Source organism: Streptomyces sp. NPDC029152, from assembly GCF_055564355.1.
Genome location: NZ_JBVHWR010000007.1, coordinates 138,950 through 160,198 on the forward strand (window position 1 = coordinate 138,950; position 21,249 = coordinate 160,198).

Sequence of the window (21,249 nt, forward strand, 5' to 3'; positions counted from 1 at the left end):
GATGAGCAAGCTCGAACTCCTCCCCGCCGTCGACGTCCGCGACGGCCAGGCCGTCCGCCTCGTGCACGGCGAGTCCGGCACCGAGACCTCCTACGGCTCCCCGCTGGAGGCCGCCCTCGCCTGGCAGCGCTCCGGCGCCGAGTGGCTGCACCTCGTCGACCTGGACGCCGCGTTCGGCACCGGGGACAACCGCGAGCTGATCGCCGAGGTCGCGAAGGCCATGGACATCAAGGTCGAGCTGTCGGGCGGCATCCGCGACGACGACACCCTCGCCGCCGCGCTCGCCACCGGCTGCACCCGCGTCAACCTCGGCACGGCCGCCCTGGAGACCCCCGAGTGGGTCGCCAAGGTCATCGCCGAGCACGGCGACAAGATCGCGGTCGGTCTGGACGTACGGGGCACCACCCTGCGCGGCCGCGGCTGGACCCGCGACGGCGGTGACCTCTACGAGACGCTGGACCGCCTGGACAAGGAGGGCTGCGCCCGGTATGTCGTCACCGACATCGCCAAGGACGGCACCCTCCAGGGCCCCAACCTGGACCTCCTGAAGAACGTCTGCGCGGTCACCGACCGCCCGGTCGTGGCCTCCGGCGGCGTGTCCTCCCTGGACGACCTGCGCGCGATCGCCGGTCTCGTCCCCGCCGGTGTCGAGGGCGCCATCGTCGGGAAGGCCCTGTACGCGAAGGCGTTCACCCTGGAAGAGGCCTTGGAGGCTGTGTCGACATGACGTCCGAAGCCGTACGGCGCGTGCAGAGCGGAAGTCCCTGGGAAGAGTCCTTCGGTTTCGCACGGGCCGTCGCGGCGGGCGACCGTGTCGTCGTGGCGGGCACGACCGCCTTCAAGGGCGACGTGCTGTACGGCGAGGGCGACCCCTACGAACAGACGAAGGTGGCCTTCGCCACCGCCCTCGAGGCGATCGGCGAGTTCGGGCTGGGCATCGAGTCCGTGATCCGGACCCGGGTGTACCTGGCCCACTCGCGCGACGTCGACGAGGTGGGCCGGGCCCACAAGGAGCTGTTCGCCTCCGTGCGCCCGGCCACGACCCTGCTGGTCGTGGAGGGCTTCATCGACTCGCGGGTCCTGGTGTCGGTGGAGCTGGAAGCATTCAGAGAGCAGCAAGAGGCTAGAGGAGCCGTGGATTCATGACCCTGGCGGTCCGAGTCATCCCCTGCCTGGACGTGGACAACGGCCGGGTCGTCAAGGGCGTCAACTTCCAGAACCTGCGCGACGCGGGCGACCCCGTCGAGATGGCCAAGGTGTACGACGCCGAGGGCGCCGACGAGCTGACGTTCCTGGACATCACCGCCTCGTCGGGCAACCGCGAGACGACCTACGACGTGGTGCGCCGCACCGCCGAGCAGGTGTTCATCCCGCTGACCGTCGGCGGCGGCGTGCGCACCGCCGAGGACGTCGACAAGCTGCTGCGGGCCGGCGCGGACAAGGTGGGTGTCAACACCGCCGCCATCGCCCGCCCGGACCTGATCCGCGAGATCGCCGAGCGCTTCGGCCGCCAGGTCCTGGTGCTGTCGGTGGACGCGCGCCGCACCGAGGCGGGCTCCTTCGAGGTGACCACCCACGGCGGCCGGCGCGGCACCGGCATCGACGCGGTCGAGTGGGCGCACCGGGCCGCCGAGCTGGGCGCGGGGGAGATCCTGCTCAACTCGATGGACGCGGACGGCACGAAGGACGGCTACGACCTGGAGATGATCGCGGCGGTCCGCAAGCACGTCACGGTCCCGGTGATCGCCTCCGGCGGCGCCGGCCGCCTCGCCGACTTCCCGCCGGCCGTCACCGCGGGCGCGGACGCGGTGCTGGCGGCGTCCGTCTTCCACTTCGGCGACCTGCGCATCGGCCAGGTGAAGGACACGCTGCGGGAGGCGGGCCACCCCGTCCGCTGACACCCCGTACGACAGCCCCGGCCGCCGGACGGCCGGGGCTTTCCCGTTCCGCGTCCGAGGGGACCGAAGAGGACCGCCTCCGAGAGGACCACCGTCCGTGCCGAACACGCTGACACCGCGGGCCGCCGCCACCCCGCTCCCGGCCCACCGCGACGCCAACGTGCTGCGCTGGGTCGCCGCCTACACCGCCTCCATGCTCGGCGACACCGTCTTCTTCCTGGCCCTGTCCTGGGCCGCCGTGCGCGGCGGCACCCCCGCCCAGGCCGGGATCGTCACCGCCGTGAGCGCGGTGCCCCGGGCGCTGCTCATGCTCGGCGGCGGTGTGGTCGCCGACCGGCTGGGTCCGCGCCGGGTCGTCATCGGCAGCGACGCCGTACGGTGCGTCACCGTCCTGACGGTCGCCGCGGTGCTCTTCGCGGCCGACCCCGGGCTGTGGCTGCTGGTGCTGCTCGCCGTCGTCTTCGGCACCGTCGACGCCGTGTTCATGCCCGCCGTCGGAGCGCTGCCCGCCCGCATCACCGCCGGGGACCAGCTCGCCCGCGTCCAGGGCATGCGCGGTCTCGCCGTCCGCTTCGCCGCCGTCGTCGGCGCCCCGCTCGGCGGGCTCGGCGTGGCCGTCGGCGGTTCGGCCGCCGCCTTCGCCCTGGCCGGGCTGCTGATCGCCGTGTCGGTTCCGCTGCTGGTGTCCGTGCGCATGCGGGAACTGCCCGCCGACGACGCGGCGTCCGGCACCACGGCGTGGCGGGACCTGCTGGCCGGGCTCCGGTACATCCGCCGGCACCGCGTCCTCGGCCCGCTGATGGTGACCATCGCGCTGGGCGACCTCGGTTTCGTCGGCCCCCTCAACGTGGGGCTGACCCTGCTCGCCGACGAACGCGGCTGGGGCGCCTCCGGGATGGGCTGGGTGCTCGCGGGGTTCGGCGTCGGCGCCGGCACGGCGGCCCTGCTGCTGACCGTACGGGGGCACCTGCCGCGCGCCGGGTGGGTCGCCGCCGGCGCCATCGTCCCCGGCGCCGCCGCGATCGGCGCCCTGCCGCACGCCCCCGGTCTCGCCGTCGCCGTCGGCACCGCGGTGGCCGTCGGGCTGCTCACGGGACTCAGCGGCGCCGTGTGCGGGGCCCTGCTGCAGACCCAGTCCGACCCCGCCTTCCTGGGGCGCGTCACGGCGGTCGCCGGCATCGTCAGCCTGGGCGTGGCACCGCTCAGCATGCCGCTCTCCGCGGCGGCCATCGGTGCCTGGGGCACCGGCCCGGTCTTCGCGACGAGCGCCGCGGTCTGCGCCCTCGGCGGGCTGGTCGCCCTGTGCGCCCCCGGGGTACGCCGGGCCGAGCTGCCGGCGTGAACGCGCGGGGCGGGGCGGGCCGACCGCGCCGCCCCCCGGACGCCCCGCGCGGCGCCCCGGCCCTCAGATACCGAGCCGCCTGGACTCGCTCAGCCTGGCGATCGCCTCCTTCTCGCCCTCCAGCTCCACCCTCGCCGCGCTCTGCCGGCCGTACGCGAACAGCAGCAGCTCGGACGGCTCGCCCGTCGCCGTCACCACCGGCGTACCGCGGCGGGCGACCGCCGTCTGGCCGTTCGGGCGGCGCAGCACCAGGCCCGTCGGGATGCCCCGGCCCATCAGGCGGGCGGCGCGCTCCAGCCGGGACCACAGGGCGTCCTGGAAGACCGGGTCCAGCTCGCGCGGCGACCAGTCCGGCTGGGCGCGGCGGACGTCCTCGGCGTGGACGTAGAACTCCACCGTGTTCGCCGCCTCGTCGACCTGCTTGAGCTGGAACGGCGAGAACCGGGGAGGGCCGGTGCGGATCAGCCGGATCAGCTCCTCGTACGGCTTCGCCCCGTACTCCTCCATCACCCGGTCCAGACGGGACGCCAGCTGCTTGACCAGGGCGCCGCCGGCGGCGTCCGGCCGGCGCTCGCGGATCACCACGTGCGCGGCCAGGTCCCGGGTCCGCCACCCCTCGCAGAGGGTGGGGGCGTCCGGGCCCGCCGTCTCCAACAGGTCGGCCAGCAGAAGTCGTTCACGCTTCGCGAATGTCGACATGGCAGCCAGCCTACGGCCGCGCTCCGGGTCCGCCCAGTGGACGGCGCCGGGGCGTGTCCCGCGCGCGCGGCACAATGGGCGTCATGACCAGCAGCTCCCCCCGGCGCCCCAGCCCGCTCGACCCGCGGATCGCGGCGCGCCTCAAGCGCAGCGCCGACGGCCTCCTGCCCGCCATCGCCCAGCAGTACGACACCGGGGAGGTGCTGATGCTCGGCTGGATGGACGACGAGGCGCTGCACCGCACGCTCACCACCGGCCGCTGCACCTACTGGTCGCGCAGCCGCCGGGAGTACTGGGTCAAGGGCGACACCTCCGGGCACTTCCAGTGGGTGAAGTCCGTCGCCCTGGACTGCGACGCCGACACCGTCCTGGTCAAGGTCGACCAGGTCGGCGCCGCCTGCCACACCGGCGCCCGCACCTGCTTCGACGCGGACGTGCTGCTCGGGGACGGCACGGGTGCCGACGCGCCCGGCGCGGATCAGTAGGGTCTGCCCACATGGACGACATGGACGTCATGGACCTCGACACCTTCCGCAAGCTGGCCGCCGACCGCCGGGTGATCCCGGTCAGCCGCAAGCTCCTCGCCGACGGCGACACCCCGGTCGCCCTGTACCGCAAGCTCGCCGCAGAGCGCCCCGGCACGTTCCTGCTGGAGTCCGCGGAGAACGGCCGCTCCTGGTCCCGGTACTCCTTCGTCGGCGTCCGCAGCGCCGCCACCCTCACCGAGCGGGACGGCGAGGCCCACTGGCAGGGCACCCCGCCCGTCGGCGTCCCCACCGACGGCGACCCGCTCGCCGCCCTGCGCGCCACCGTCGAGGCCCTGCACACCCCCCGCGACCTCGCCCACGACCTGGGCCTGCCGCCCTTCACCGGCGGCATGGTCGGCTACCTCGGCTACGACATCGTGCGCCGCCTGGAGAAGGTCGGCCCCGGGGAGCGCGACGACCTGAAGCTCCCCGAGCTGACCATGCTGCTCACCAGCGACCTCGCCGTCATGGACCACTGGGAGGGCTCGGTCCTGCTGATCGCCAACGCGATCAACCACAACGACCTGGAGACCGGCGTCGACGAGGCCTACGCCGACGCGATCGCCCGCCTGGACGTCATGGAGGCCGACCTCACGCGCGCGGTCGCCCAGCCCCCGGCCGCCCTGCCGCCCTCCGAGCTGCCCGAGTACACCGCACTGTGGGGCGGCCCCGACTTCCAGGAGGCCGTCGAGGACATCAAGGAGCGCATCCGCGCGGGCGAGGCCTTCCAGGTCGTCCCCTCGCAGCGCTTCGAGACGCCGTGCACGGCGAGCGCCCTGGACGTCTACCGGGTGCTGCGCGCCACCAACCCGTCCCCGTACATGTACCTGCTGCGCCTCGACGGCTTCGACGTCGTCGGGTCGTCACCGGAGGCGCTGGTCAAGGTCGAGGACGGGCGCGCCATGGTCCACCCCATCGCCGGGACCCGCCACCGGGGCGCCACCCCCCAGGAGGACCAGGCCCTCGCCGAGGAGCTGCTCGCCGACCCCAAGGAGCGCGCCGAGCACCTGATGCTGGTCGACCTCGGCCGCAACGACCTCGGACGCGTCTGCGAACCCGGCTCGGTCGAGGTGGTGGACTTCATGTCCGTCGAGCGCTACTCGCACGTCATGCACATCGTCTCGACGGTCACCGGACGGATCGCCCCGGGCCGCACCGCCTTCGACGTCCTCACCGCCTGCTTCCCGGCCGGCACCCTCTCCGGCGCCCCCAAGCCGCGCGCCCTGCAGATCATCGACGAACTCGAACCGTCCCGGCGCGGCCTGTACGGCGGCTGCGTCGGCTACCTCGACTTCGCGGGCGACTCCGACACCGCCATCGCCATCCGCACGGCCCTGCTGCGCGACGGCACGGCCTACGTGCAGGCGGGCGCCGGGATCGTCGCCGACTCCGACCCGGTCGCCGAGGACACCGAGTGCCGCAACAAGGCGGCGGCGGTGCTGCGAGCGGTGCACACCGCCAACCGGCTGGGGCGATAGGGCCATTCTCACGCCGCGGATTCCGGGCCCCGGGTGACGAATCGCCCGGGGTCCGGGCGATAGTGGAGTACGTGACAGCTGTTCCTCACCCCCGTATCCCCGCCGCAGGACCCGCCCGGGCCGGCCGCCGGAGCCTCGCCGCCGCCCTGCTGTGCGGTGCGCTCGGCGCGGCCGTCGCCCTGCTCGCCACCCGGCAGGAGTGGTCGGAGGGCACCGCGACGGTGGCCGGCGGCGCGTTCCCCCTGTCCGCCAAGGGCAGCGACGTCACGGGCGTCCCCGCGGCGCTCGCGATAGTGGGTCTCGCCGCGCTCGTCGCCGTCTTCGCCGTCCGCCGCGCCGGCCGGTTCGCCGTCGCCGTCCTGCTCGCGCTGAGCGGCGCGGGCACCGTCGCCGCGGCGCTGGCCGGTGCCTCCGACAGCTCCGCGCTGGACGACAAGGCAGCCAAGGCCGCCGGCGACACCTCGGCCACCGTGGACGCCCTCTCCCACACCGCCTGGCCCTACGCCGCGGCCGCGGGCGGCGTCCTGCTCCTGCTGGCCGGGCTGCTCGCCCTGCGCTACGGCCGGCTGTGGCCCGCGATGTCCGGCCGCTACGAACGCGACGGCACCCCGCGCCCGCGCCGCAGGCCGCAGGCCGTGGACCCCGACCGTCCCGAGGACCTGTGGAAGGCCCTGGACCGCGGCGAGGACCCGACCGGCGCCTGACCCGCCGCGACCGGGCACGGACCCGCGGTTCGGCCGCGCACGCGGGGGCACCCGTACACGCGCCACGCGCGCCCGGGGCGTCCGGCGGCCGTCACGCGTGCGTGGAGGAGCACCCCCGGTCACGACGCGCGCGCCCGTGCGGGACAATGGGCGCGAGCGTCCTGCTCAGACACGTACACAGCAACGAGGAGCAAGCAATGGCGGGCAGCAGCCACGGTCACACCCCGGCCGCCTGGGCGGGTGTCATCATCACCTTCATCGGTTTCTGCATCGCGGGCGTGTTCATGGTGGCGGCCCAGCCGGCGGGCTTCTGGGCCGGCATGGCGGTCGTGCTCCTCGGTGGCATCGTGGGCTTCATCATGCGCATGATGGGCCTCGGCCAGCCGAAGGAGAACCACCCGGTGCACCGGGTCGCCGGTGAGCGCGAGCCGGTCGGCGCCAAGGGCTGACCCGGCCGCGGTCGCGCAGTACTCCCTGAGGGGTGGACCGGCACCTGGGTGCCGGGGCCGCCCCTCACGTGCGCGTACGGCCCGTGCCGGGCAGAATGCGGGGCGTGGACGCCGAGAGCCGGAAACCGATCCCGAGCAGCGCCCCGCCCCGCTCGGGCGCGGCGGCCGTCGCGGCCCGCGCCGCCGTCCCGGCCGGGGTGCTGGCGGCCGTCGTCGGCGCCTTCGCCTACGTGGGCGGCGTGGACCCCGGTGAACCCGGTCACTACCCCGTCTGCCCGCTGCTGCGCTTCACCGGCGTCTACTGCCCCGGCTGCGGCGGTCTGCGCAGCGCCCACGCGTTCGTCCACGGGGACGTCCTGGCCGCGCTGCACGCCAACGCCCCGGCCGTCCTCGGCTACCTGGGCTTCGCCGCGCTGTGGACCGTCTGGATGATCCGCGCGGTGCGCGGCCGGCCCGTCAGGGTCGACCTGGGTCCGGTGCACCTGTGGACGCTGGGCACGTTGTTGCTGGTCTTCACGGTTGTCCGGAACCTGCCGTTCGGCGGCTGGCTCCGTCCCTGAACACGCGCCGGGCGTCCAGGTGCCGGGACCGCCGGCCACCGGATGCGAGGCCTGCTCGTCCCTCCGGATACCATCGGAGGGACCACAGGTTTCGCCGTCCGAAAGTCTGAAAGGGGGCCGCTCGCGTGAGTGTGCTCGACGAGATCATCGACGGAGTCCGTGCCGACCTCGCGGAACGGCAGGCACGCGTCAGCCTCGACGAGCTCAAGGACCGCGCGGCCAAGGCCCGCCCCGCCAAGGACGGCGTGAGCGCCCTGCGGGGCGACGGCGTCAAGGTCATCTGCGAGGTCAAGCGCTCCAGCCCGTCCAAGGGCGCGCTGGCCGCCATCGCCGACCCGGCCGGACTCGCCGCGGACTACGAGGCGGGCGGCGCGGCCGTCATCTCCGTCCTCACCGAACAGCGCCGCTTCGGCGGCTCGCTGGCCGACCTGGACGCCGTCCGCGCGCGCGTGGACATCCCCGTGCTGCGCAAGGACTTCATCGTCACGTCGTACCAGCTGTGGGAGGCCCGGGCGCACGGCGCCGACCTCGCGCTGCTGATCGTCGCCGCCCTCGACCAGCCGGCCCTGGAGTCGCTGATCGAGCGCGCCGAGTCCATCGGACTCACCCCGCTCGTCGAGGTGCACGACGAGGACGAGGTCGAGCGCGCGGTGGACGCCGGCGCCAAGGTCATCGGTGTCAACGCGCGCAACCTGAAGACGCTCGAGGTCGACCGCGGCACGTTCGAGCGGGTCGCCCCGGAGATCCCCGCACACATCGTCAAGGTCGCCGAATCCGGCGTCCGCGGCCCGCACGACCTCATCGCCTACGCCAACGAGGGCGCGGACGCGGTCCTGGTCGGCGAGTCCCTGGTCACCGGCCGCGACCCCAGGACCGCCGTCTCCGACCTGGTGGCCGCGGGCGAGCACCCGGCACTGCGGCACGGCCGCGGCTGACACACCGGTAGGCTGACCCCGATGACGCCCCCGCTCGCCCCGGCCCCCCGGGACCCGTACGCCCGCCTCGCGCGCGGCTGCCGGCCCCGGGGCTGCCGCGCGCCCGCCCGCCGGGTGCACGGCCGCCGGGTGCGGTACGTCATCGGTGACGAACCCGGGCAGGTCAACGGCATGCGATGGCACCGGCCCCCCAGGGGCGCGGGGCGGTAGCGCCCATGCGACCGCGTCGCATGGGCGCTACCGGCCGCATCGGGCCGGTAGCCGACCGACACCCCGCCCCCACGGCGATCAGTCCCCACCAGACACTCACCGTGAGGTCCACGCATGCCCAGCAACTTCTTCATCCCCGATCCGGAGGGTGAGATCCCCAGCGCCGAAGGCTACTTCGGCGCCTTCGGCGGCAAGTTCATCCCCGAGGCCCTCGTCGCGGCGGTCGACGAGGTGGCCGTCGAGTACGACAAGGCCAAGTCCGACCCGGAGTTCGCCCGGGAGCTGGACGACCTCCTCGTCCACTACACCGGCCGCCCCTCGGCGCTCACCGAGGTCCCCCGTTTCGCCGCGGAGGCGGGCGGCGCCCGTGTCTTCCTCAAGCGCGAGGACCTGAACCACACCGGCTCGCACAAGATCAACAACGTGCTCGGCCAGGCCCTGCTCACCAAGCGCATGGGCAAGACCCGCGTGATCGCCGAGACCGGCGCCGGCCAGCACGGCGTGGCGACGGCGACCGCCTGCGCGCTGTTCGGCCTCGACTGCACCATCTACATGGGCGAGATCGACACCCGGCGCCAGGCCCTCAACGTGGCCCGCATGCGCATGCTCGGCGCCGAGGTCATCGCCGTGAAGTCCGGCAGCCGCACGCTGAAGGACGCCATCAACGAGGCGTTCCGCGACTGGGTCGCCAACGTCGACCGCACCCACTACTTGTTCGGCACGGTCGCCGGCCCCCACCCCTTCCCGGCGATGGTGCGCGACTTCCACCGCGTCATCGGCGTCGAGGCCCGCCGCCAGATCCTGGAGCAGGCCGGACGCCTCCCCGACGCCGCGATCGCCTGCGTCGGCGGCGGCTCCAACGCCATCGGCCTCTTCCACGCCTTCATCCCCGACGCGGACGTCCGCCTCATCGGCTGCGAGCCCGCCGGGCACGGCATCGAGACCGGCGAGCACGCGGCCACCCTGACCGCGGGCGAGCCCGGCATCCTGCACGGCTCCCGGTCCTACGTCCTCCAGGACGACGAGGGCCAGATCACCGAGCCGTACTCGATCTCGGCCGGCCTGGACTACCCGGGCATCGGGCCCGAGCACGCCTACCTCAAGGACTCCGGCCGCGGCGAGTACCGCGCGGTCACCGACGACGCCGCCATGCAGGCGCTGCGCCTGCTGTCCCGCACCGAGGGCATCATCCCGGCCATCGAGTCCGCCCACGCCCTCGCCGGCGCGCTGGAGGTCGGCAGGGAGCTGGGCACGGACGGGCTGATCGTGGTCAACCTGTCCGGCCGCGGCGACAAGGACATGGACACCGCCGCCCGCTACTTCGGGCTGTACGACACCGACGCCGAGGTCGCCGAGGACGCCTCCGGCACCGCCGAGATCGAGGGGGACGCCAAGTGAGCGGGAACGTGCAGCTGCTGAACGACACCCTCGCCGCGGCGAGGTCCGAGGGCCGCGCCGCCCTCATCGCCTACCTCCCGGCCGGGTTCCCGACCGTGGACGGCGGCATCGCGGCGATCAAGGCCGTCATCGAGGGCGGCGCCGACGTCGTCGAGGTCGGCCTGCCGCACAGCGACCCCGTCCTGGACGGCCCGGTCATCCAGACCGCCGACGACATCGCGCTGCGCGGCGGCGTGCGGATCGCCGACGTGATGCGCACCGTCCGCGAGGCGCACGAGGCCACCGGCAAGCCGATCCTCGTCATGACCTACTGGAACCCCATCGACCGCTACGGCGTCGAGCGCTTCACCGCCGAGCTCGCCGAGGCGGGCGGCGCCGGGTGCATCCTGCCCGACCTGCCCGTGCAGGAGTCGGCGCTGTGGCGGGAGCACGCGGACAAGCACGGCCTCGCCACGGTCTTCGTGGTCGCGCCCAGCAGCAAGGACGCGCGGCTCGCCGAGATCACCGCGGCCGGCAGCGGCTTCGTCTACGCCGCCTCCCTCATGGGCGTCACCGGCACCCGCGAGTCGGTCGGCGCGCAGGCCGAGGAGCTGGTGCGGCGCACCCGCGCCACCACCGACACCCCGGTCTGCGTCGGACTCGGCGTCTCCAACGCGGCCCAGGCCGCCGAGGTCGCCGGCTTCGCCGACGGCGTGATCGTCGGCTCCGCCTTCGTCAAGCGGATGCTGGACGCCCCCGACGAGCGGGCCGGCCTGGAGGGCGTCCGCGCGCTCGCCGCCGACCTGGCGAAGGGCGTGCGCCGGCAGGCGTGACGGCAAGCACGTGAACAGGGGTCCCCCGTACGGGTGGACCTGGGACCGGGGAGGCGCTGGGCGCCTCCCCGGTTCGTTCTGCGGGGTGTGAGCGACAAGAACCGAGAGGGACAGCGCACCGCCCGTCAGAAGCTGGCGGCCCAGCGCGAGAAGCAGAAGTCCAGGGACAAGCGCCGGCGCGCGCTGATCGTGGGCGCGTCCGTGGTCTGCGTCCTGGGACTGGCCGCGGTGGTCGGCGTGGTCGCCGCGAACGCCGGCAAGGACGACGGCAGCGAGTCGGCCGGTCCGGTCGTGGTGCCCTCGGGGGCCCAGGGCAAGGACAGCCTGGCCATCCCCGTCGGCAAGGAGAGCGCCAGGTCGACGCTCACCGTCTGGGAGGACTTCCGCTGCCCGGCCTGCAAGGCCTTCGAGCTGGCGTACCGCGACACGATCCACGAGCTCGTCGGCGCCGGACAGCTCAAGGTCGAGTACCACCTGGCGACGATCATCGACGGCAACATGGGCGGCAGCGGTTCCCGCAGGGCGGCCAACGCCGCCGCCTGCTCCCAGGACGCCGGCACGTTCCCGGCCTACCACGACGTGCTGTACAGCAACCAGCCCGAGGAGACCGACGACGCCTTCGCCGACAACGGCAAGCTGATCGAGCTGGCCGGCAAGGTGGACGGCCTGGACACGCCCGCCTTCCGGAAGTGCGTGAAGGACGGCACGCACGACAGCTGGGTCGAGAAGTCCAACAAGGCCTTCCTGAGCGCCGGCTTCAGCGGCACGCCGACCGTGCTGCTGGACGGCAGGAACATCTACAAGGAGGAGTCCATGACCCCGGCCAAGCTGAAGCAGCTCGTGCAGGACGCCGACAAGTAGGCCACCTCGGCCCGCCCGTTACGGACCCGTAGCCGGGCTGCCCGCCGTGCTGCCCGTCCCACACGGTAGCGTCGACCCTGCCATGGAACTTGCCTTCATTCCCAGCCCGTCGCGCGGGGTGCTGCACCTCGGTCCCATCCCGCTGCGCGGCTACGCGTTCTGCATCATCATCGGCGTCTTCGTTGCCGTCTGGCTCGGCAACAAGCGCTGGATCGCCCGGGGCGGGCGGGCCGGCACGGTGGCCGACATCGCGGTCTGGGCCGTTCCGTTCGGCCTGGTCGGAGGCCGGCTCTACCACGTGATCACGGACTACGAGCTGTACTTCAGCGAGGGCCGCGACTGGGTGGACGCCTTCAAGATCTGGGAGGGCGGCCTCGGCATCTGGGGCGCGATCGCGCTCGGCGCGCTCGGTGCCTGGATCGGCGCCCGGCGCCGGGGCGTCCCGATGCCCGCGTACGCCGACGCCGTCGCCCCGGGCATCGCCCTCGCCCAGGCCCTCGGCCGCTGGGGCAACTGGTTCAACCAGGAGCTGTACGGCAGGCCCACCGACCTGCCCTGGGCGCTGAAGATCACGTCGTCGGCCGACGGGCGGGTGCCGGGCACGTACCACCCGACGTTCCTGTACGAGTCGCTGTGGTGCATCGGCGTCGCCCTGCTCGTCATCTGGGCCGACCGCCGCTTCAGGCTCGGCCACGGGCGGGCGTTCGCGCTGTACGTCGCCGCGTACTGCGCGGGCCGCTTCTGGATCGAGTACATGCGCGTCGACGACGCCCACCACATCCTGGGCCTCAGGCTGAACAACTGGACCGCGCTCTTCGTGTTCCTGCTCGCCGTCGTCTACATGGTGCTCTCGGCGCGGATGCGGCCGGGCCGGGAGGCCGTGGTGGAGCCGGGCGCGGAGGGTTCCGACGCGGACGCCGGCGACGGGGACGCGGAGGCGAACGCCGACACGCCCGGGGACGCCGAGACCCCTGAGGACGCCGGGGACGACCGGGGCGGCGAGGACTCCGGGGGCCGCACCGTGAAGGACGGGCCCGGCGCGGCCAAGAAGGGCTGACGGCCCCCCGTACGCGGCCGAGGGCGCCCGGAGCGGATCCGGGCGCCCTCGGCGTGTGTCAGGCGAGGACGGGCCGCCGGGCCAGCGACAGGGTGCGCCGGGCCGTCGCCACCACCGCCGCGTCGATGAACCGCCCGTCCGGCAGTGCCTGGGCGCCCGGCTGCGCGGTGGCCGCCTCGACGATCGTCTCCGCCTCCTCCAGCTCCCGCTCGGTGGGCAGGTACGCCCGCTCGATGATCGGCAGCTGGCGGGGGTGGATGGCGGCGCGGCCCAGGAAGCCCAGGGCGCGGCCGTGGGCGCAGGACGCCGCCAGGCCCTCCAGGTCCCGGATGTCCGGGTGCACCGTCTGCGACGGCGGTGCCAGTCCCGCCGCCCGCGCGGCGACCACCACGCGCGCCCGCGACCAGTCCAGGCCCGCGTCTCCTCGCACGCCCAGGTCGGCGCGGAGGTCCGCCTCACCGAGGGCGATGCCGCGCAGCGACGGGTGGGCGGCGGCGATCGCGTACGCCCGTTCCACGGCCAGGGCCGTCTCCAGCAGCGCGTACAGGGGCGGCCCGCCGGTGGCCCCGGCGACGGCGGCGACCTGCCCGGAGGACGTCACCTTGGGCAGGCGCAGCCCGGACAGCCCCGGCAGCGCGGCCACCGCCGCCAGGTCCGCCGCGGCCAGCGGCCCGTCCAGGGCGTTCACCCGCACGTGCACCGGCACCGGCTGCGGGTCGGTGAGCAGCTCCGCGGTGCAGGCGCGGGCGTACTCCTTGCGGTCCGGGGCGACCGCGTCCTCCAGGTCGATCACGACCACGTCGGCCCCGGCGGCCAGTGCCTTGGCCACCACCCGGGGCCGGTCCCCGGGGGCGTACAGCCACGTCAGCGGGGGCACCGTCATACGACCCCCTCCTCGCGCAGCTCCTTCACGTCCGCCGGGGTCAGGCCCAGCTCGGTCAGTACCTCCTCGGTGTCCGCGCCGTGCGGCCGGCCGGCCCAGCGGATCGCGCCGGGCGTGGCGGAGAGCCGGAACAGGACGTTCTGCATGCGCAGCGGGCCCAGCTCCGGATCGTCGACCGTGGTGACGGTGCCGAGGGCCTGGTACTGGGGGTCGGCCATCACGTCCCGCACGTCCTGGACCGGGGCGACGGCCGCCTCCGCCTCCTCGAAGGCGGCGAGCACGTCGGCGCGGGTGTGGCGGGCGATCCAGTCGCCGACCGCCGCGTCCAGCACGTCGGCGTGCCGCGCCCGGTCGGCGCCCGTGGCGAACCACGGCTCGTCGATCAGCTCCGGGCGGCCCACCAGGCGCATCACGCGCTCGGCGACCGACTGGGCGGAGGTGGAGACGGCGACCCAGGTGCCGTCGGCGGTGCGGTAGGTGTTGCGCGGGGCGTTGTTCTGGGAGCGGTTGCCGGTGCGCGGCTGGACGTGACCGAGCTGGTCGTACCAGATCGGCTGCGGGCCCAGCACGGTCAGGATGGGCTCGATGATCGCCATGTCCACGACCTGGCCCTCGCCGGTGAGGTCGCGGGCGGACAGGGCCGTCATCACGGCGTACGCCGTCGCCAGCGCGGCGATGGAGTCGGCCAGCCCGAACGGCGGCAGCGTCGGGGGCGCGTCCGGCTCGCCGGTCATCGCGGCGAAGCCGCTCATGGCCTCGGCGAGGGTGCCGAAGCCGGGGCGGCGCGCGTACGGGCCGAACTGGCCGAAGGCGGTGACCCGGGCGAGGACCAGGCGCGGGTTGACCGCGGACAGCTCGTCCCAGCCCAGGTCCCACTTCTCCAGGGTGCCCGGGCGGAAGTTCTCGACGACGACGTCCGCGGTCGCGGCGAGGCGGAGCAGGGTGGCGCGGCCGGCGGGTTTCGACAGGTCGAGGGTGATCGTGCGCTTGTTGCGGCCCAGCAGTTTCCACCACAGGCCGATGCCGTCCTTCGACGGTCCGTGGCCCCGGGAGGGGTCGGGGCGGGTGGGGTGTTCGACCTTGACGACCTCGGCGCCGAAGTCGCCGAGCAGGGTGGCGGCGAGCGGGCCCGCGAAGAGGGTGGCGAGGTCGAGGACGCGCAGGCCGGCCAGGGGGGCCGGGACGGGCAGGGGCGCGGGGGGAGTCACGACGGGCCGGGGCATGAGCGGGTGGCCTCCGTGTGGGTGAGGTGGGCGAGGGTGTCGAAGCCGATGCCGTCGAAGCCGCCGACCGAGGTGGCCAGGCGGTTCTTCAGCGGGGCCGTCCAGTGCTCGGGCAGGGCGGCCGGGGAGCCGGCGAGCAGGCCGGCGACGCCGCCGGCGGTGGCTCCGTTGGAGTCGGTGTCCCAGCCTCCCGACACGGCCCGGCAGACCGAGCCGGTGAAGTCGCCGTCCGCGTGGGTGAGGGCGGCGGCGATCAGGGCGGTGTTGGGGACGGCGTGGACCCAGTGGTGGGCGGGGGAGTGGGTGGCGTGGAGCTCGTCCACGACCGCGTCGAAGTCGTCGTGCGTCTCGGCGAGGCGGACGGCGTGGCGGACGGCCCCGGCGAGGCGTGAACCGGGCGGGACGACCGTGAGGCCGGTGCGCAGGCAGGCGTGGACGTCGTGGGCGCCGGTGGCGGCGTCGGCGATGACCGCCGCCGCGAACATCGCCGCGTGGACGCCGCTCGCGGTGTGGGTGAGGGCGGCGTCGCGGTGCGCCTGCGCGGCGGCGCCGGCCGGGTCGCCGGGGTTGGTCCAGCCGTGCACGTCGGCGCGGATCAGGGCGCCGATCCACTCGCGGAACGGGTTGCGGTGGCTCGCCGTGTGCGGGGGTTCGAGACCGGCGAGCAGGTTGCGGTAGGCGACGCGTTCGGCGGTGAAGGCGCGCCCGGCGGGGAGTTCGCCGAGCCAGACGCGGGCGACGTCGGCCGTGGTGAAGGCACGGCCGTGGCGCTGGAGGAGCAGGAGGTTCAGGAGGGGGTAGTCGAGGTCGTCGTCCTCCGGCATGCCGTCGATGTTCTCGGCGAGGGAGGTGGGCGCGGAGCGGCGGTTCCAGGGGTGGGCGCGCAGAAGCTCCTCGGGGACGCCCCGGGCCGTGAAGTACGTGGTCAGGGGCCAGTTGCCGGCGGCCCGCGCGAGGCGGCGGATGCCGGTCAGGGGGAGTTTTTCGACGGGCTTGCCGAGGAGGCAGCCGACCGCCCGGCCCAGCCAGGCGGCCTCCAGCCGGCCGGGGGACACGGCCGGGGCAGTGGCGGGGCGCGCTGCGGGCCAGTCCGGGCACCCGGCCCTGATCTCGTCCAGATCCGTCGGCTCCGCCGCCGCCGACGGGTTCGGCAGGCCGGCCAGCTCGTCCAGCAGCTCTTCCGCCAGCAGCCGCAGGTAGGGGGAGACCGGCTCGGGGGACGCGCCCGCCCGGGCGGGCGCGTCGCAGCCGCCCGCCGCGCGCCAGCGGGCGGCGATCGCCGACGCGTCGCGGCCGTCCAGCGCGGCCTGGCGGAGTTCGTGGCCGATCAGGTCCTCCGGCTGGACCCAGGTCAGTCGGAGCATCCCGCGCCTCCGATCGCGGCGAACGCCCGCTCGTGGGCGCGGCGCCGCAGGACGTCCCGCCCGAAGACCTCCCGGGCCACCTCGGCGAGCGTCGTCGCGGGCTGCCACAGGTCCAGGCGGCTCGCCTCCGCGACCGTCTTCGCCCACTCCTCCGGGACCGGCGAGCCCAGCGCCCCGGCCAGCGCGCCCGCCATCGTGGCGATGGAGTCGCAGTCGCGGCCGTAGTTGACCGCGCCGAGGACCGCGTGGCGGTAGTCGCCGCCGGACACCAGCAGCATGCCCAGGGCGACGGGGAGTTCCTCGATCGCGTGCAGCCGGGACGGGCGCCGGGCGCCCAGGGAGGGGGCGCGGTAGTCGGGGCCGACCGTGTCGTACGGCGCGACCGCCTCCCGCAGCGGCGCGAGCGCCGACTCGAAGTCCGAGTGGCGCGAGGCCACGTCGCCGGCCGCCTCGATCGCCGCCCGGGTGCCGTCCTTCGCCAGGGACAGACAGGCCGACAGCACCGTCTCCGGCGTCGCGCCGGGGGCGCAGGCCGCCGCGACCGCCGCCGCGAAGACGCCGGCCGCCTCCCGGCCGTACGACGACTGGTGCGCGCCCGCGACGTCCAGCGCCTCGGCGTACGCGCCCGCCGGGTTCGCCGCGTTGACCAGGCCGACCGGGGCCATGTACATCGCCGCGCCGCAGTTGACGATGTTGCCGGTGCCGGCCTCGCGCGGGTCGACGTGGCCGTAGTGGATCCTGGCCACCAGCCACTTCTCCGCGAGGAAGATCCGCTGGAGCGGGAGGGCGTCCGCCTCCAGCTCCGGGATCCAGCGGGGCGTCGTCATCAGGTCCGGGACGAGGTGCTCGGCGACCGCGTAGGCGTCGAGGTGGTCGCGGACGGCGGCGTAGACCCGGACCAGCGCGTGGGTCATCAGGGTGTCGTCGGTGACGTGGCCGTCGCCCTTGTGGTACGGGGCGACGGGGCGGGCGGTGCGCCAGGCGTCGCCGTTCCAGGGGCCGACGACGCCGTGGATCCGGCCGCCGTGGCGCTGGAGGATCTGCTCGGGGGAGTAGCCCTCGACCGGGCCGCCGAGGGCGTCGCCGACGGCCGCGCCGACGAGGGCGCCGGTGACGCGCTCCTCCAGGCTCGCCGTGCCGTTGCGGGATGTGCGGGCTGTCATGGCGTGCGTCCTCCTTCGGGTCGGGGCGGTTGCGTGGCGTGCAGGAGCCCGGCGAGTTCCACCAGGTCCGTACCGGTGAGCCGGGGCAGGACGCAGCCGGGGAGCGTGCGGCAGGCGTCGCGCCAGGGCGCGGGGACCGACGCGCCGCCGCCCAGCGCGCCGGTGAGGGCGCCCGCCAGCGCCGGGGCGGAGTCCGCGACGCGGGAGAGGCAGGCCGCCGCCGGCACGGCCTCGGCGATCCGGCCCCGGGCGGCGCGGGCCAGGGCGAGGGCGACCGGGACGGTCTCGGCGGCGGCGACGCCGTAGCTGTAGACGTGGTCGACGATCTGGTGCTCCAGCAACGGGACCAGGGCGAACGCGCTCTCCGCCTCCGCCGCCAGGACGAGCGCCCGCCGGGTGTTGCGGCCGATCTCCGTCTCCTCGGGCAGCTCGGCGAGCGCGGCCGTGACGCAGGTGTCCACGCCGGCGCCGTCGAGGGCGCACGCCAGTGCCGCCGCCATGGCGCGGGCACCGTGCACGCCGTCGCCGTCCTGGGTGTAGCGGGCGTCGAACTCGGCGAGGTCGGCGGCGAGCCGGGGGGCGCCGGGGTGGGCGGTGGCCAGGACGCAGGCCCGGACGCAGGCGGCGTCGTCGAAGTAGTGCGGGTTGTCGTGGCCGGTGGCGGGCGGGCGCAGGCCGGTGGCGAGGTTGCCGAGCCCGGCCCGTACCGAGATGCGGGCGCGCAGCGGCAGTACCGCCGACTCGACCTCGGGGGCGCGGTCCGCCGCGGCGGCCACCTCGCTGGCGACGGCGTTCCAGGTGAGGTCGATCGCGGCGCGTGTCCGGCGCTCCCGGCTCAGGTCGCCGAGCGCGCCGTCGTCCCCGGCGCGCAGCAGGGCCTCCGCCGCGAACGCCGCCCATTCGGCGTCGTCCGACGGGCCGAGGCGCAGGGGCTCCGGGGGCTGGTTGAGGGCGATGGGGACGGGGAGGGTGGTGGTCGCGTTCTGCTCGGCGAACGTGTCCAGCTCGCGGGTGAGCCGGCGGGTCCACTCCGGCATCCGCGCCGCCCGGTGCCGGGCGGCGGGCCACCCGGCCGCGTCCCCGGCGGCGAGCCCGAGCAGGAGCCCCTCGATCCGCCGGGGCTCGGTGCACGGCGCCGGCCCGGGGGAGGGGGCGGTGCGGGGGCGGTCGGGTGCCTGGGCGCCGGGGCCGTCGGTGGGGGCGGGCACCGGGGCGCCGGTGTCGGGCTGGGGGCCGGGGCGGTGGGGGGTTCCGGCGGTGGGCTGGTCCACGTCGCCGGGGGCGGCGACGTACGCCGTGGTGGCCGGTTCCTCGCCGGCGGGGCGGGAGCGGGTCATGTCCGCACCCCCGCCGCTCCGGCGTCCGGCACGGGTACGGCGTCGCACCGCGCGTGCCCGCCGGGCGCCCGGGCGCAGTGGTCCGCGGGGCCCGGCCCGGCGGCGTCGCCTCCGGTGGGCCGGCCGCCCGGCACCAGCAGGTCCGCGACCTCCAGCACGTGGTGTCCGGCCATCGCCGGCAGGCAGGTGCCGCGGGCCGGGCCGATGGCCGAGGCCCACTCGGCCGGGATGGCGCGGACCCCCCGGCCCGCTCCGGCCAGGGCACCGGCCACCGCCGCCGTGGTGTCGGCGTCGCGGCCCATGTTCACGGCCGTGAGCACCGCGTCCGTGAAGTCCCCGTCGGCCGCCGCGTACGCACCGAAGGCGAGGGCGACCGCCTCGGGAGCGAGGTCGGTCCAGGGGTAGCCGCCGATGACCACCGCGGAGCGGACCGCGCGTTCGCCGAGGTGGGCCGCCGTCATCGCGCGGCGCAGACAGCGTGCCGTCCAGGAGTCCTCCGGGACGACGGCCAGGGCCGAGGCCACGACCGCGACGGCCGGCGCCCCCGTCATCGCCGCCGCGACACCCGCGGCCACCGCCTGGCCGCCGTAGATGCCCTCGCCGTCGTGGCTGACCGAGCCGTCGACCGCCACCAGCCGGGCCGCCTCGGCGGGACGGCCGGCCGCGAACACACCGTGGGGCGCGGCCCGCATGGCCAGCCCGTCGCTCCAGGCGTGGCGGTGCTGGGCGGAGATGGGGGCGGCGAGGCCCCGGCGCAGGTTCTCCAGGGTGCCGCGCTCGCTGAAGCCCGCGCCCCGGAAGGGGCCCTCCTCCCGGTCCGCGATCCACTCGTGCCAGGCCGCCTCCACGTGGGCCGGGGTGAGCGCGGAGCCGTGCCGGGCCAGCAGCAGCCCCGAGAAGATCGCGTACTCCGTGTCGTCCGTGCCGGACGGCCGCTCCGTCACGTACCCCGTGATGCGGCCCCAGCGGGCGCGGATCTCGGAGGGCTTCATGTTCTCGGCCGGCGCCCCGAGGGCGTCCCCGACGGCCAGGCCGAGCAGGGCGCCGCGCGCCCGTTCGCGGAGCCCGGCGGCGTCCCCCGGAGCGGGGGCCGAGGGAATGCAGGCGGTGGATGCCATGCGGCCTCTCCTCTCAGGCGGCGCCCGAAGAGGCGCACAGCCCTTTGCGGAACTGTCCCCGGTGCGGCTCGCCGCGCAGCCTCACCCGGCCCAGCGTCACCCGGTCGACATATGTGCAGTCATGATCACGGATGAGCACCGAAGCGTAAAAGCGCAGGTAAGCCCAGCCTTTCCTTGCTGGCGAGGCGGAAATGACCGGCGTACATTCGGTGTTGTCGAAAAGTAGAACTCGTCCAAAAAGACCTTCTGGGGGACCCGTGGCCATCATCGAGACTGAGGCGTCGCTGCACGAGGCGCACCGCGACAACCACACGCACCGCGACGTGAACGGCGGCTGGCTGCGCCCCGCCGTCTTCGGCGCCATGGACGGCCTGGTCTCCAACCTCGCCCTGATGACCGGTGTCGCCGGCGGGGCGGCCGGCCAGCAGACCGTCGTGCTCAGCGGCCTCGCCGGCCTCGCCGCCGGCGCCTTCTCCATGGCCGCCGGCGAGTACACCTCCGTCGCCTCGCAGCGCGAACTCGTCGAGGCCGAGCTGGACGTGGAACGCCGGGAGCTGAAGAAGCACCCGAAGGACGAGGAGGCCGAGCTGGCCGCCCTCTACGAGGCGCGGGGCGTCGAGCCCGACCTCGCCCGCGAGGTCGCCCGGCAGCTGTCCCGCGACCCCGAGCAGGCACTGGAGATACACGCCCGCGAGGAGCTGGGCATCGACCCCGGCGACCTGCCGTCGCCGCTGGTCGCGGCCGTGTCGTCGTTCGGTTCGTTCGCCCTGGGCGCCCTCCTGCCCGTCCTGCCCTTCCTGCTCGGCGCCGGTGCGCTGTGGCCCGCCGTGCTGGTGGCGCTGGCCGGTCTGTTCCTGTGCGGCGCGGTGGTGGCCAAGGTGACGGCGCGCAGCTGGTGGTACAGCGGACTGCGGCAGCTCGTGCTCGGTGGTGCGGCGGCCGGTGTGACGTACGTCCTGGGCAGCCTGTTCGGAACGGCCGTAGGATGACCCGGCTCGAACTTATGCGTCGGACCGCATAAGTAGTCGTTACTCACTGGTTTCGGGTGTGTGACCACCGGGCATGAGCCGTAAGCGCTGCGGGCAAAGACGCCCGGCGTGCACGCGCGGAGCGGGCGACGACGCCCCCTCCGCCCCTCGGGCCGGCGGGCAACGATCTGTTCGCCGCAGCCCCCACAGCCTTCCGTCGCTGGGCTCCGGTACCCCCGCCGAGACCCTTCGATGTCCGCATG

23 protein-coding genes are annotated in these 21,249 nt (G+C 74.9%); 16 read left to right on the forward strand and 7 right to left on the reverse strand.

Annotation, left to right across the window (positions count from 1 at the left end):
• Window position 1: 1 nt before the first annotated feature.
• The 4 genes from priA to ACZ4V6_RS16900 all read left to right on the forward strand — a co-directional run bounded on the left by priA (window position 2) and on the right by ACZ4V6_RS16900 (window position 3,240).
• Window positions 2-727 (forward strand): bifunctional 1-(5-phosphoribosyl)-5-((5-phosphoribosylamino)methylideneamino)imidazole-4-carboxamide isomerase/phosphoribosylanthranilate isomerase PriA, encoded by a 726-nt coding sequence (gene priA / locus ACZ4V6_RS16885; protein ID WP_467827670.1) that lies wholly within the window; start codon window positions 2-4, stop codon window positions 725-727.
• Window positions 724-1,146 carry a RidA family protein gene (locus tag ACZ4V6_RS16890; RefSeq protein WP_467827673.1) on the forward strand — a complete coding sequence of 141 codons (423 nt, stop codon included), beginning with the start codon at window positions 724-726 and terminating at the stop codon, window positions 1,144-1,146. The genes priA and ACZ4V6_RS16890 overlap by 4 nt, the downstream gene beginning before the upstream one ends.
• Window positions 1,143-1,898, forward strand: a complete 756-nt coding sequence (gene hisF, locus ACZ4V6_RS16895; protein WP_467827675.1) for an imidazole glycerol phosphate synthase subunit HisF — start codon at window positions 1,143-1,145, stop codon at window positions 1,896-1,898. Before ACZ4V6_RS16890 ends, hisF begins: the two co-directional genes overlap by 4 nt.
• A gap of 97 nt (window positions 1,899-1,995) precedes the next feature.
• Window positions 1,996-3,240, forward strand: coding sequence for an MFS transporter (locus tag ACZ4V6_RS16900; protein WP_467827677.1), 1,245 nt, complete (start codon window positions 1,996-1,998; stop codon window positions 3,238-3,240).
• Between the two features lie 63 nt (window positions 3,241-3,303).
• Here ACZ4V6_RS16900 and ACZ4V6_RS16905 read toward each other — a convergent pair whose 3' ends face one another.
• Window positions 3,304-3,939 (reverse strand): TIGR03085 family metal-binding protein, encoded by a 636-nt coding sequence (locus ACZ4V6_RS16905; RefSeq protein ID WP_467827679.1) that lies wholly within the window; start codon window positions 3,937-3,939, stop codon window positions 3,304-3,306.
• Between the two features lie 83 nt (window positions 3,940-4,022).
• Here ACZ4V6_RS16905 and hisI point away from each other — a divergent pair, with 83 nt between their 5' ends.
• The 11 genes from hisI to lgt all read left to right on the forward strand — a co-directional run bounded on the left by hisI (window position 4,023) and on the right by lgt (window position 12,930).
• Window positions 4,023-4,424, forward strand: a complete 402-nt coding sequence (hisI, locus tag ACZ4V6_RS16910) for a phosphoribosyl-AMP cyclohydrolase (RefSeq protein ID WP_467827682.1) — start codon at window positions 4,023-4,025, stop codon at window positions 4,422-4,424.
• Window positions 4,425-4,453: 29 nt separating this feature from the next.
• The gene (locus ACZ4V6_RS16915; protein WP_467828247.1) at window positions 4,454-5,944 is read left to right on the forward strand and encodes an anthranilate synthase component I; all 1,491 of its coding nucleotides are present in this window, start codon (window positions 4,454-4,456) and stop codon (window positions 5,942-5,944) included.
• A 62-nt stretch (window positions 5,945-6,006) separates the two neighbouring features.
• On the forward strand, window positions 6,007-6,648 hold the full coding sequence (locus tag ACZ4V6_RS16920; protein ID WP_467827684.1) for a TIGR02234 family membrane protein: 642 nt from the start codon (window positions 6,007-6,009) through the stop codon (window positions 6,646-6,648).
• A 197-nt stretch (window positions 6,649-6,845) separates the two neighbouring features.
• The gene (locus ACZ4V6_RS16925; RefSeq protein ID WP_467827686.1) at window positions 6,846-7,097 is read left to right on the forward strand and encodes an HGxxPAAW family protein; all 252 of its coding nucleotides are present in this window, start codon (window positions 6,846-6,848) and stop codon (window positions 7,095-7,097) included.
• Window positions 7,098-7,192: 95 nt separating this feature from the next.
• Window positions 7,193-7,657, forward strand: coding sequence for a DUF2752 domain-containing protein (locus ACZ4V6_RS16930; protein ID WP_467828250.1), 465 nt, complete (start codon window positions 7,193-7,195; stop codon window positions 7,655-7,657).
• Between the two features lie 125 nt (window positions 7,658-7,782).
• The gene (gene trpC, locus ACZ4V6_RS16935; protein ID WP_467827688.1) at window positions 7,783-8,592 is read left to right on the forward strand and encodes an indole-3-glycerol phosphate synthase TrpC; all 810 of its coding nucleotides are present in this window, start codon (window positions 7,783-7,785) and stop codon (window positions 8,590-8,592) included.
• 21 nt (window positions 8,593-8,613) lie between these two features.
• Window positions 8,614-8,802, forward strand: coding sequence for a tryptophan biosynthesis modulator TrpM (gene trpM / locus ACZ4V6_RS16940; protein ID WP_467827691.1), 189 nt, complete (start codon window positions 8,614-8,616; stop codon window positions 8,800-8,802).
• Window positions 8,803-8,916: 114 nt separating this feature from the next.
• On the forward strand, window positions 8,917-10,200 hold the full coding sequence (gene trpB / locus ACZ4V6_RS16945; protein ID WP_467827693.1) for a tryptophan synthase subunit beta: 1,284 nt from the start codon (window positions 8,917-8,919) through the stop codon (window positions 10,198-10,200).
• Window positions 10,197-11,012 carry a tryptophan synthase subunit alpha gene (trpA, locus tag ACZ4V6_RS16950; protein WP_467827695.1) on the forward strand — a complete coding sequence of 272 codons (816 nt, stop codon included), beginning with the start codon at window positions 10,197-10,199 and terminating at the stop codon, window positions 11,010-11,012. Before trpB ends, trpA begins: the two co-directional genes overlap by 4 nt.
• Before the next feature lie 87 nt (window positions 11,013-11,099).
• Window positions 11,100-11,873: a DsbA family protein gene (locus ACZ4V6_RS16955; protein ID WP_467827697.1), complete on the forward strand. Its 774-nt coding sequence runs from the start codon at window positions 11,100-11,102 to the stop codon at window positions 11,871-11,873.
• An 82-nt stretch (window positions 11,874-11,955) separates the two neighbouring features.
• On the forward strand, window positions 11,956-12,930 hold the full coding sequence (gene lgt, locus ACZ4V6_RS16960; RefSeq protein ID WP_467827699.1) for a prolipoprotein diacylglyceryl transferase: 975 nt from the start codon (window positions 11,956-11,958) through the stop codon (window positions 12,928-12,930).
• Window positions 12,931-12,988: 58 nt separating this feature from the next.
• Here the strand turns inward: lgt and ACZ4V6_RS16965 are convergent, their stop codons facing one another.
• From ACZ4V6_RS16965 to ACZ4V6_RS16990, 6 genes are read right to left on the reverse strand one after another with little or no spacing between them, the layout of a single operon-like run.
• Window positions 12,989-13,813: an HpcH/HpaI aldolase/citrate lyase family protein gene (locus ACZ4V6_RS16965; RefSeq protein WP_467827702.1), complete on the reverse strand. Its 825-nt coding sequence runs from the start codon at window positions 13,811-13,813 to the stop codon at window positions 12,989-12,991.
• Entirely contained in the window at window positions 13,810-15,036 is a 1,227-nt protein-coding gene (locus tag ACZ4V6_RS16970; protein WP_467827705.1) for a CaiB/BaiF CoA transferase family protein, read from the reverse strand. The genes ACZ4V6_RS16965 and ACZ4V6_RS16970 overlap by 4 nt, the downstream gene beginning before the upstream one ends.
• Entirely contained in the window at window positions 15,018-16,400 is a 1,383-nt protein-coding gene (locus ACZ4V6_RS16975) for an ADP-ribosylglycohydrolase family protein (RefSeq protein WP_467827706.1), read from the reverse strand. Before ACZ4V6_RS16975 ends, ACZ4V6_RS16970 begins: the two co-directional genes overlap by 19 nt.
• Entirely contained in the window at window positions 16,388-17,563 is a 1,176-nt protein-coding gene (locus tag ACZ4V6_RS16980; RefSeq protein ID WP_467827709.1) for an ADP-ribosylglycohydrolase family protein, read from the reverse strand. Before ACZ4V6_RS16980 ends, ACZ4V6_RS16975 begins: the two co-directional genes overlap by 13 nt.
• Entirely contained in the window at window positions 17,560-18,900 is a 1,341-nt protein-coding gene (locus tag ACZ4V6_RS16985) for an ADP-ribosylglycohydrolase family protein (protein WP_467827711.1), read from the reverse strand. Before ACZ4V6_RS16985 ends, ACZ4V6_RS16980 begins: the two co-directional genes overlap by 4 nt.
• The gene (locus ACZ4V6_RS16990) at window positions 18,897-20,018 is read right to left on the reverse strand and encodes an ADP-ribosylglycohydrolase family protein (RefSeq protein ID WP_467827714.1); all 1,122 of its coding nucleotides are present in this window, start codon (window positions 20,016-20,018) and stop codon (window positions 18,897-18,899) included. The genes ACZ4V6_RS16985 and ACZ4V6_RS16990 overlap by 4 nt, the downstream gene beginning before the upstream one ends.
• A 257-nt stretch (window positions 20,019-20,275) precedes the next feature.
• On the opposite strand from ACZ4V6_RS16990, the gene ACZ4V6_RS16995 reads away from it, so the two are divergent.
• Complete coding sequence (locus ACZ4V6_RS16995; RefSeq protein ID WP_467827716.1) at window positions 20,276-21,007, forward strand: VIT1/CCC1 transporter family protein; 732 nt, start codon at window positions 20,276-20,278, stop codon at window positions 21,005-21,007.
• Window positions 21,008-21,249: the final 242 nt, after the last annotated feature.

What these genes read in the sequence shown, in the direction of transcription:
- priA (WP_467827670.1), top strand. Translation starts at nt 2, where the DNA reads ATGAGCAAGCTCGAACTCCTCCCCGCCGTCGACGTCCGCGACGGCCAG.
- ACZ4V6_RS16890 (WP_467827673.1), top strand. Translation starts at nt 724, where the DNA reads ATGACGTCCGAAGCCGTACGGCGCGTGCAGAGCGGAAGTCCCTGGGAA.
- hisF (WP_467827675.1), top strand. Translation starts at nt 1,143, where the DNA reads ATGACCCTGGCGGTCCGAGTCATCCCCTGCCTGGACGTGGACAACGGC.
- ACZ4V6_RS16905 (WP_467827679.1), bottom strand. Translation starts at nt 3,939, where the DNA reads ATGTCGACATTCGCGAAGCGTGAACGACTTCTGCTGGCCGACCTGTTG.
- hisI (WP_467827682.1), top strand. Translation starts at nt 4,023, where the DNA reads ATGACCAGCAGCTCCCCCCGGCGCCCCAGCCCGCTCGACCCGCGGATC.
- ACZ4V6_RS16915 (WP_467828247.1), top strand. Translation starts at nt 4,454, where the DNA reads ATGGACCTCGACACCTTCCGCAAGCTGGCCGCCGACCGCCGGGTGATC.
- ACZ4V6_RS16925 (WP_467827686.1), top strand. Translation starts at nt 6,846, where the DNA reads ATGGCGGGCAGCAGCCACGGTCACACCCCGGCCGCCTGGGCGGGTGTC.
- ACZ4V6_RS16930 (WP_467828250.1), top strand. Translation starts at nt 7,193, where the DNA reads ATGCGGGGCGTGGACGCCGAGAGCCGGAAACCGATCCCGAGCAGCGCC.
- trpM (WP_467827691.1), top strand. Translation starts at nt 8,614, where the DNA reads ATGACGCCCCCGCTCGCCCCGGCCCCCCGGGACCCGTACGCCCGCCTC.
- trpB (WP_467827693.1), top strand. Translation starts at nt 8,917, where the DNA reads ATGCCCAGCAACTTCTTCATCCCCGATCCGGAGGGTGAGATCCCCAGC.
- lgt (WP_467827699.1), top strand. Translation starts at nt 11,956, where the DNA reads ATGGAACTTGCCTTCATTCCCAGCCCGTCGCGCGGGGTGCTGCACCTC.
- ACZ4V6_RS16965 (WP_467827702.1), bottom strand. Translation starts at nt 13,813, where the DNA reads ATGACGGTGCCCCCGCTGACGTGGCTGTACGCCCCCGGGGACCGGCCC.
- ACZ4V6_RS16970 (WP_467827705.1), bottom strand. Translation starts at nt 15,036, where the DNA reads ATGCCCCGGCCCGTCGTGACTCCCCCCGCGCCCCTGCCCGTCCCGGCC.
- ACZ4V6_RS16975 (WP_467827706.1), bottom strand. Translation starts at nt 16,400, where the DNA reads ATGCTCCGACTGACCTGGGTCCAGCCGGAGGACCTGATCGGCCACGAA.
- ACZ4V6_RS16980 (WP_467827709.1), bottom strand. Translation starts at nt 17,563, where the DNA reads ATGACAGCCCGCACATCCCGCAACGGCACGGCGAGCCTGGAGGAGCGC.
- ACZ4V6_RS16985 (WP_467827711.1), bottom strand. Translation starts at nt 18,900, where the DNA reads ATGACCCGCTCCCGCCCCGCCGGCGAGGAACCGGCCACCACGGCGTAC.
- ACZ4V6_RS16990 (WP_467827714.1), bottom strand. Translation starts at nt 20,018, where the DNA reads ATGGCATCCACCGCCTGCATTCCCTCGGCCCCCGCTCCGGGGGACGCC.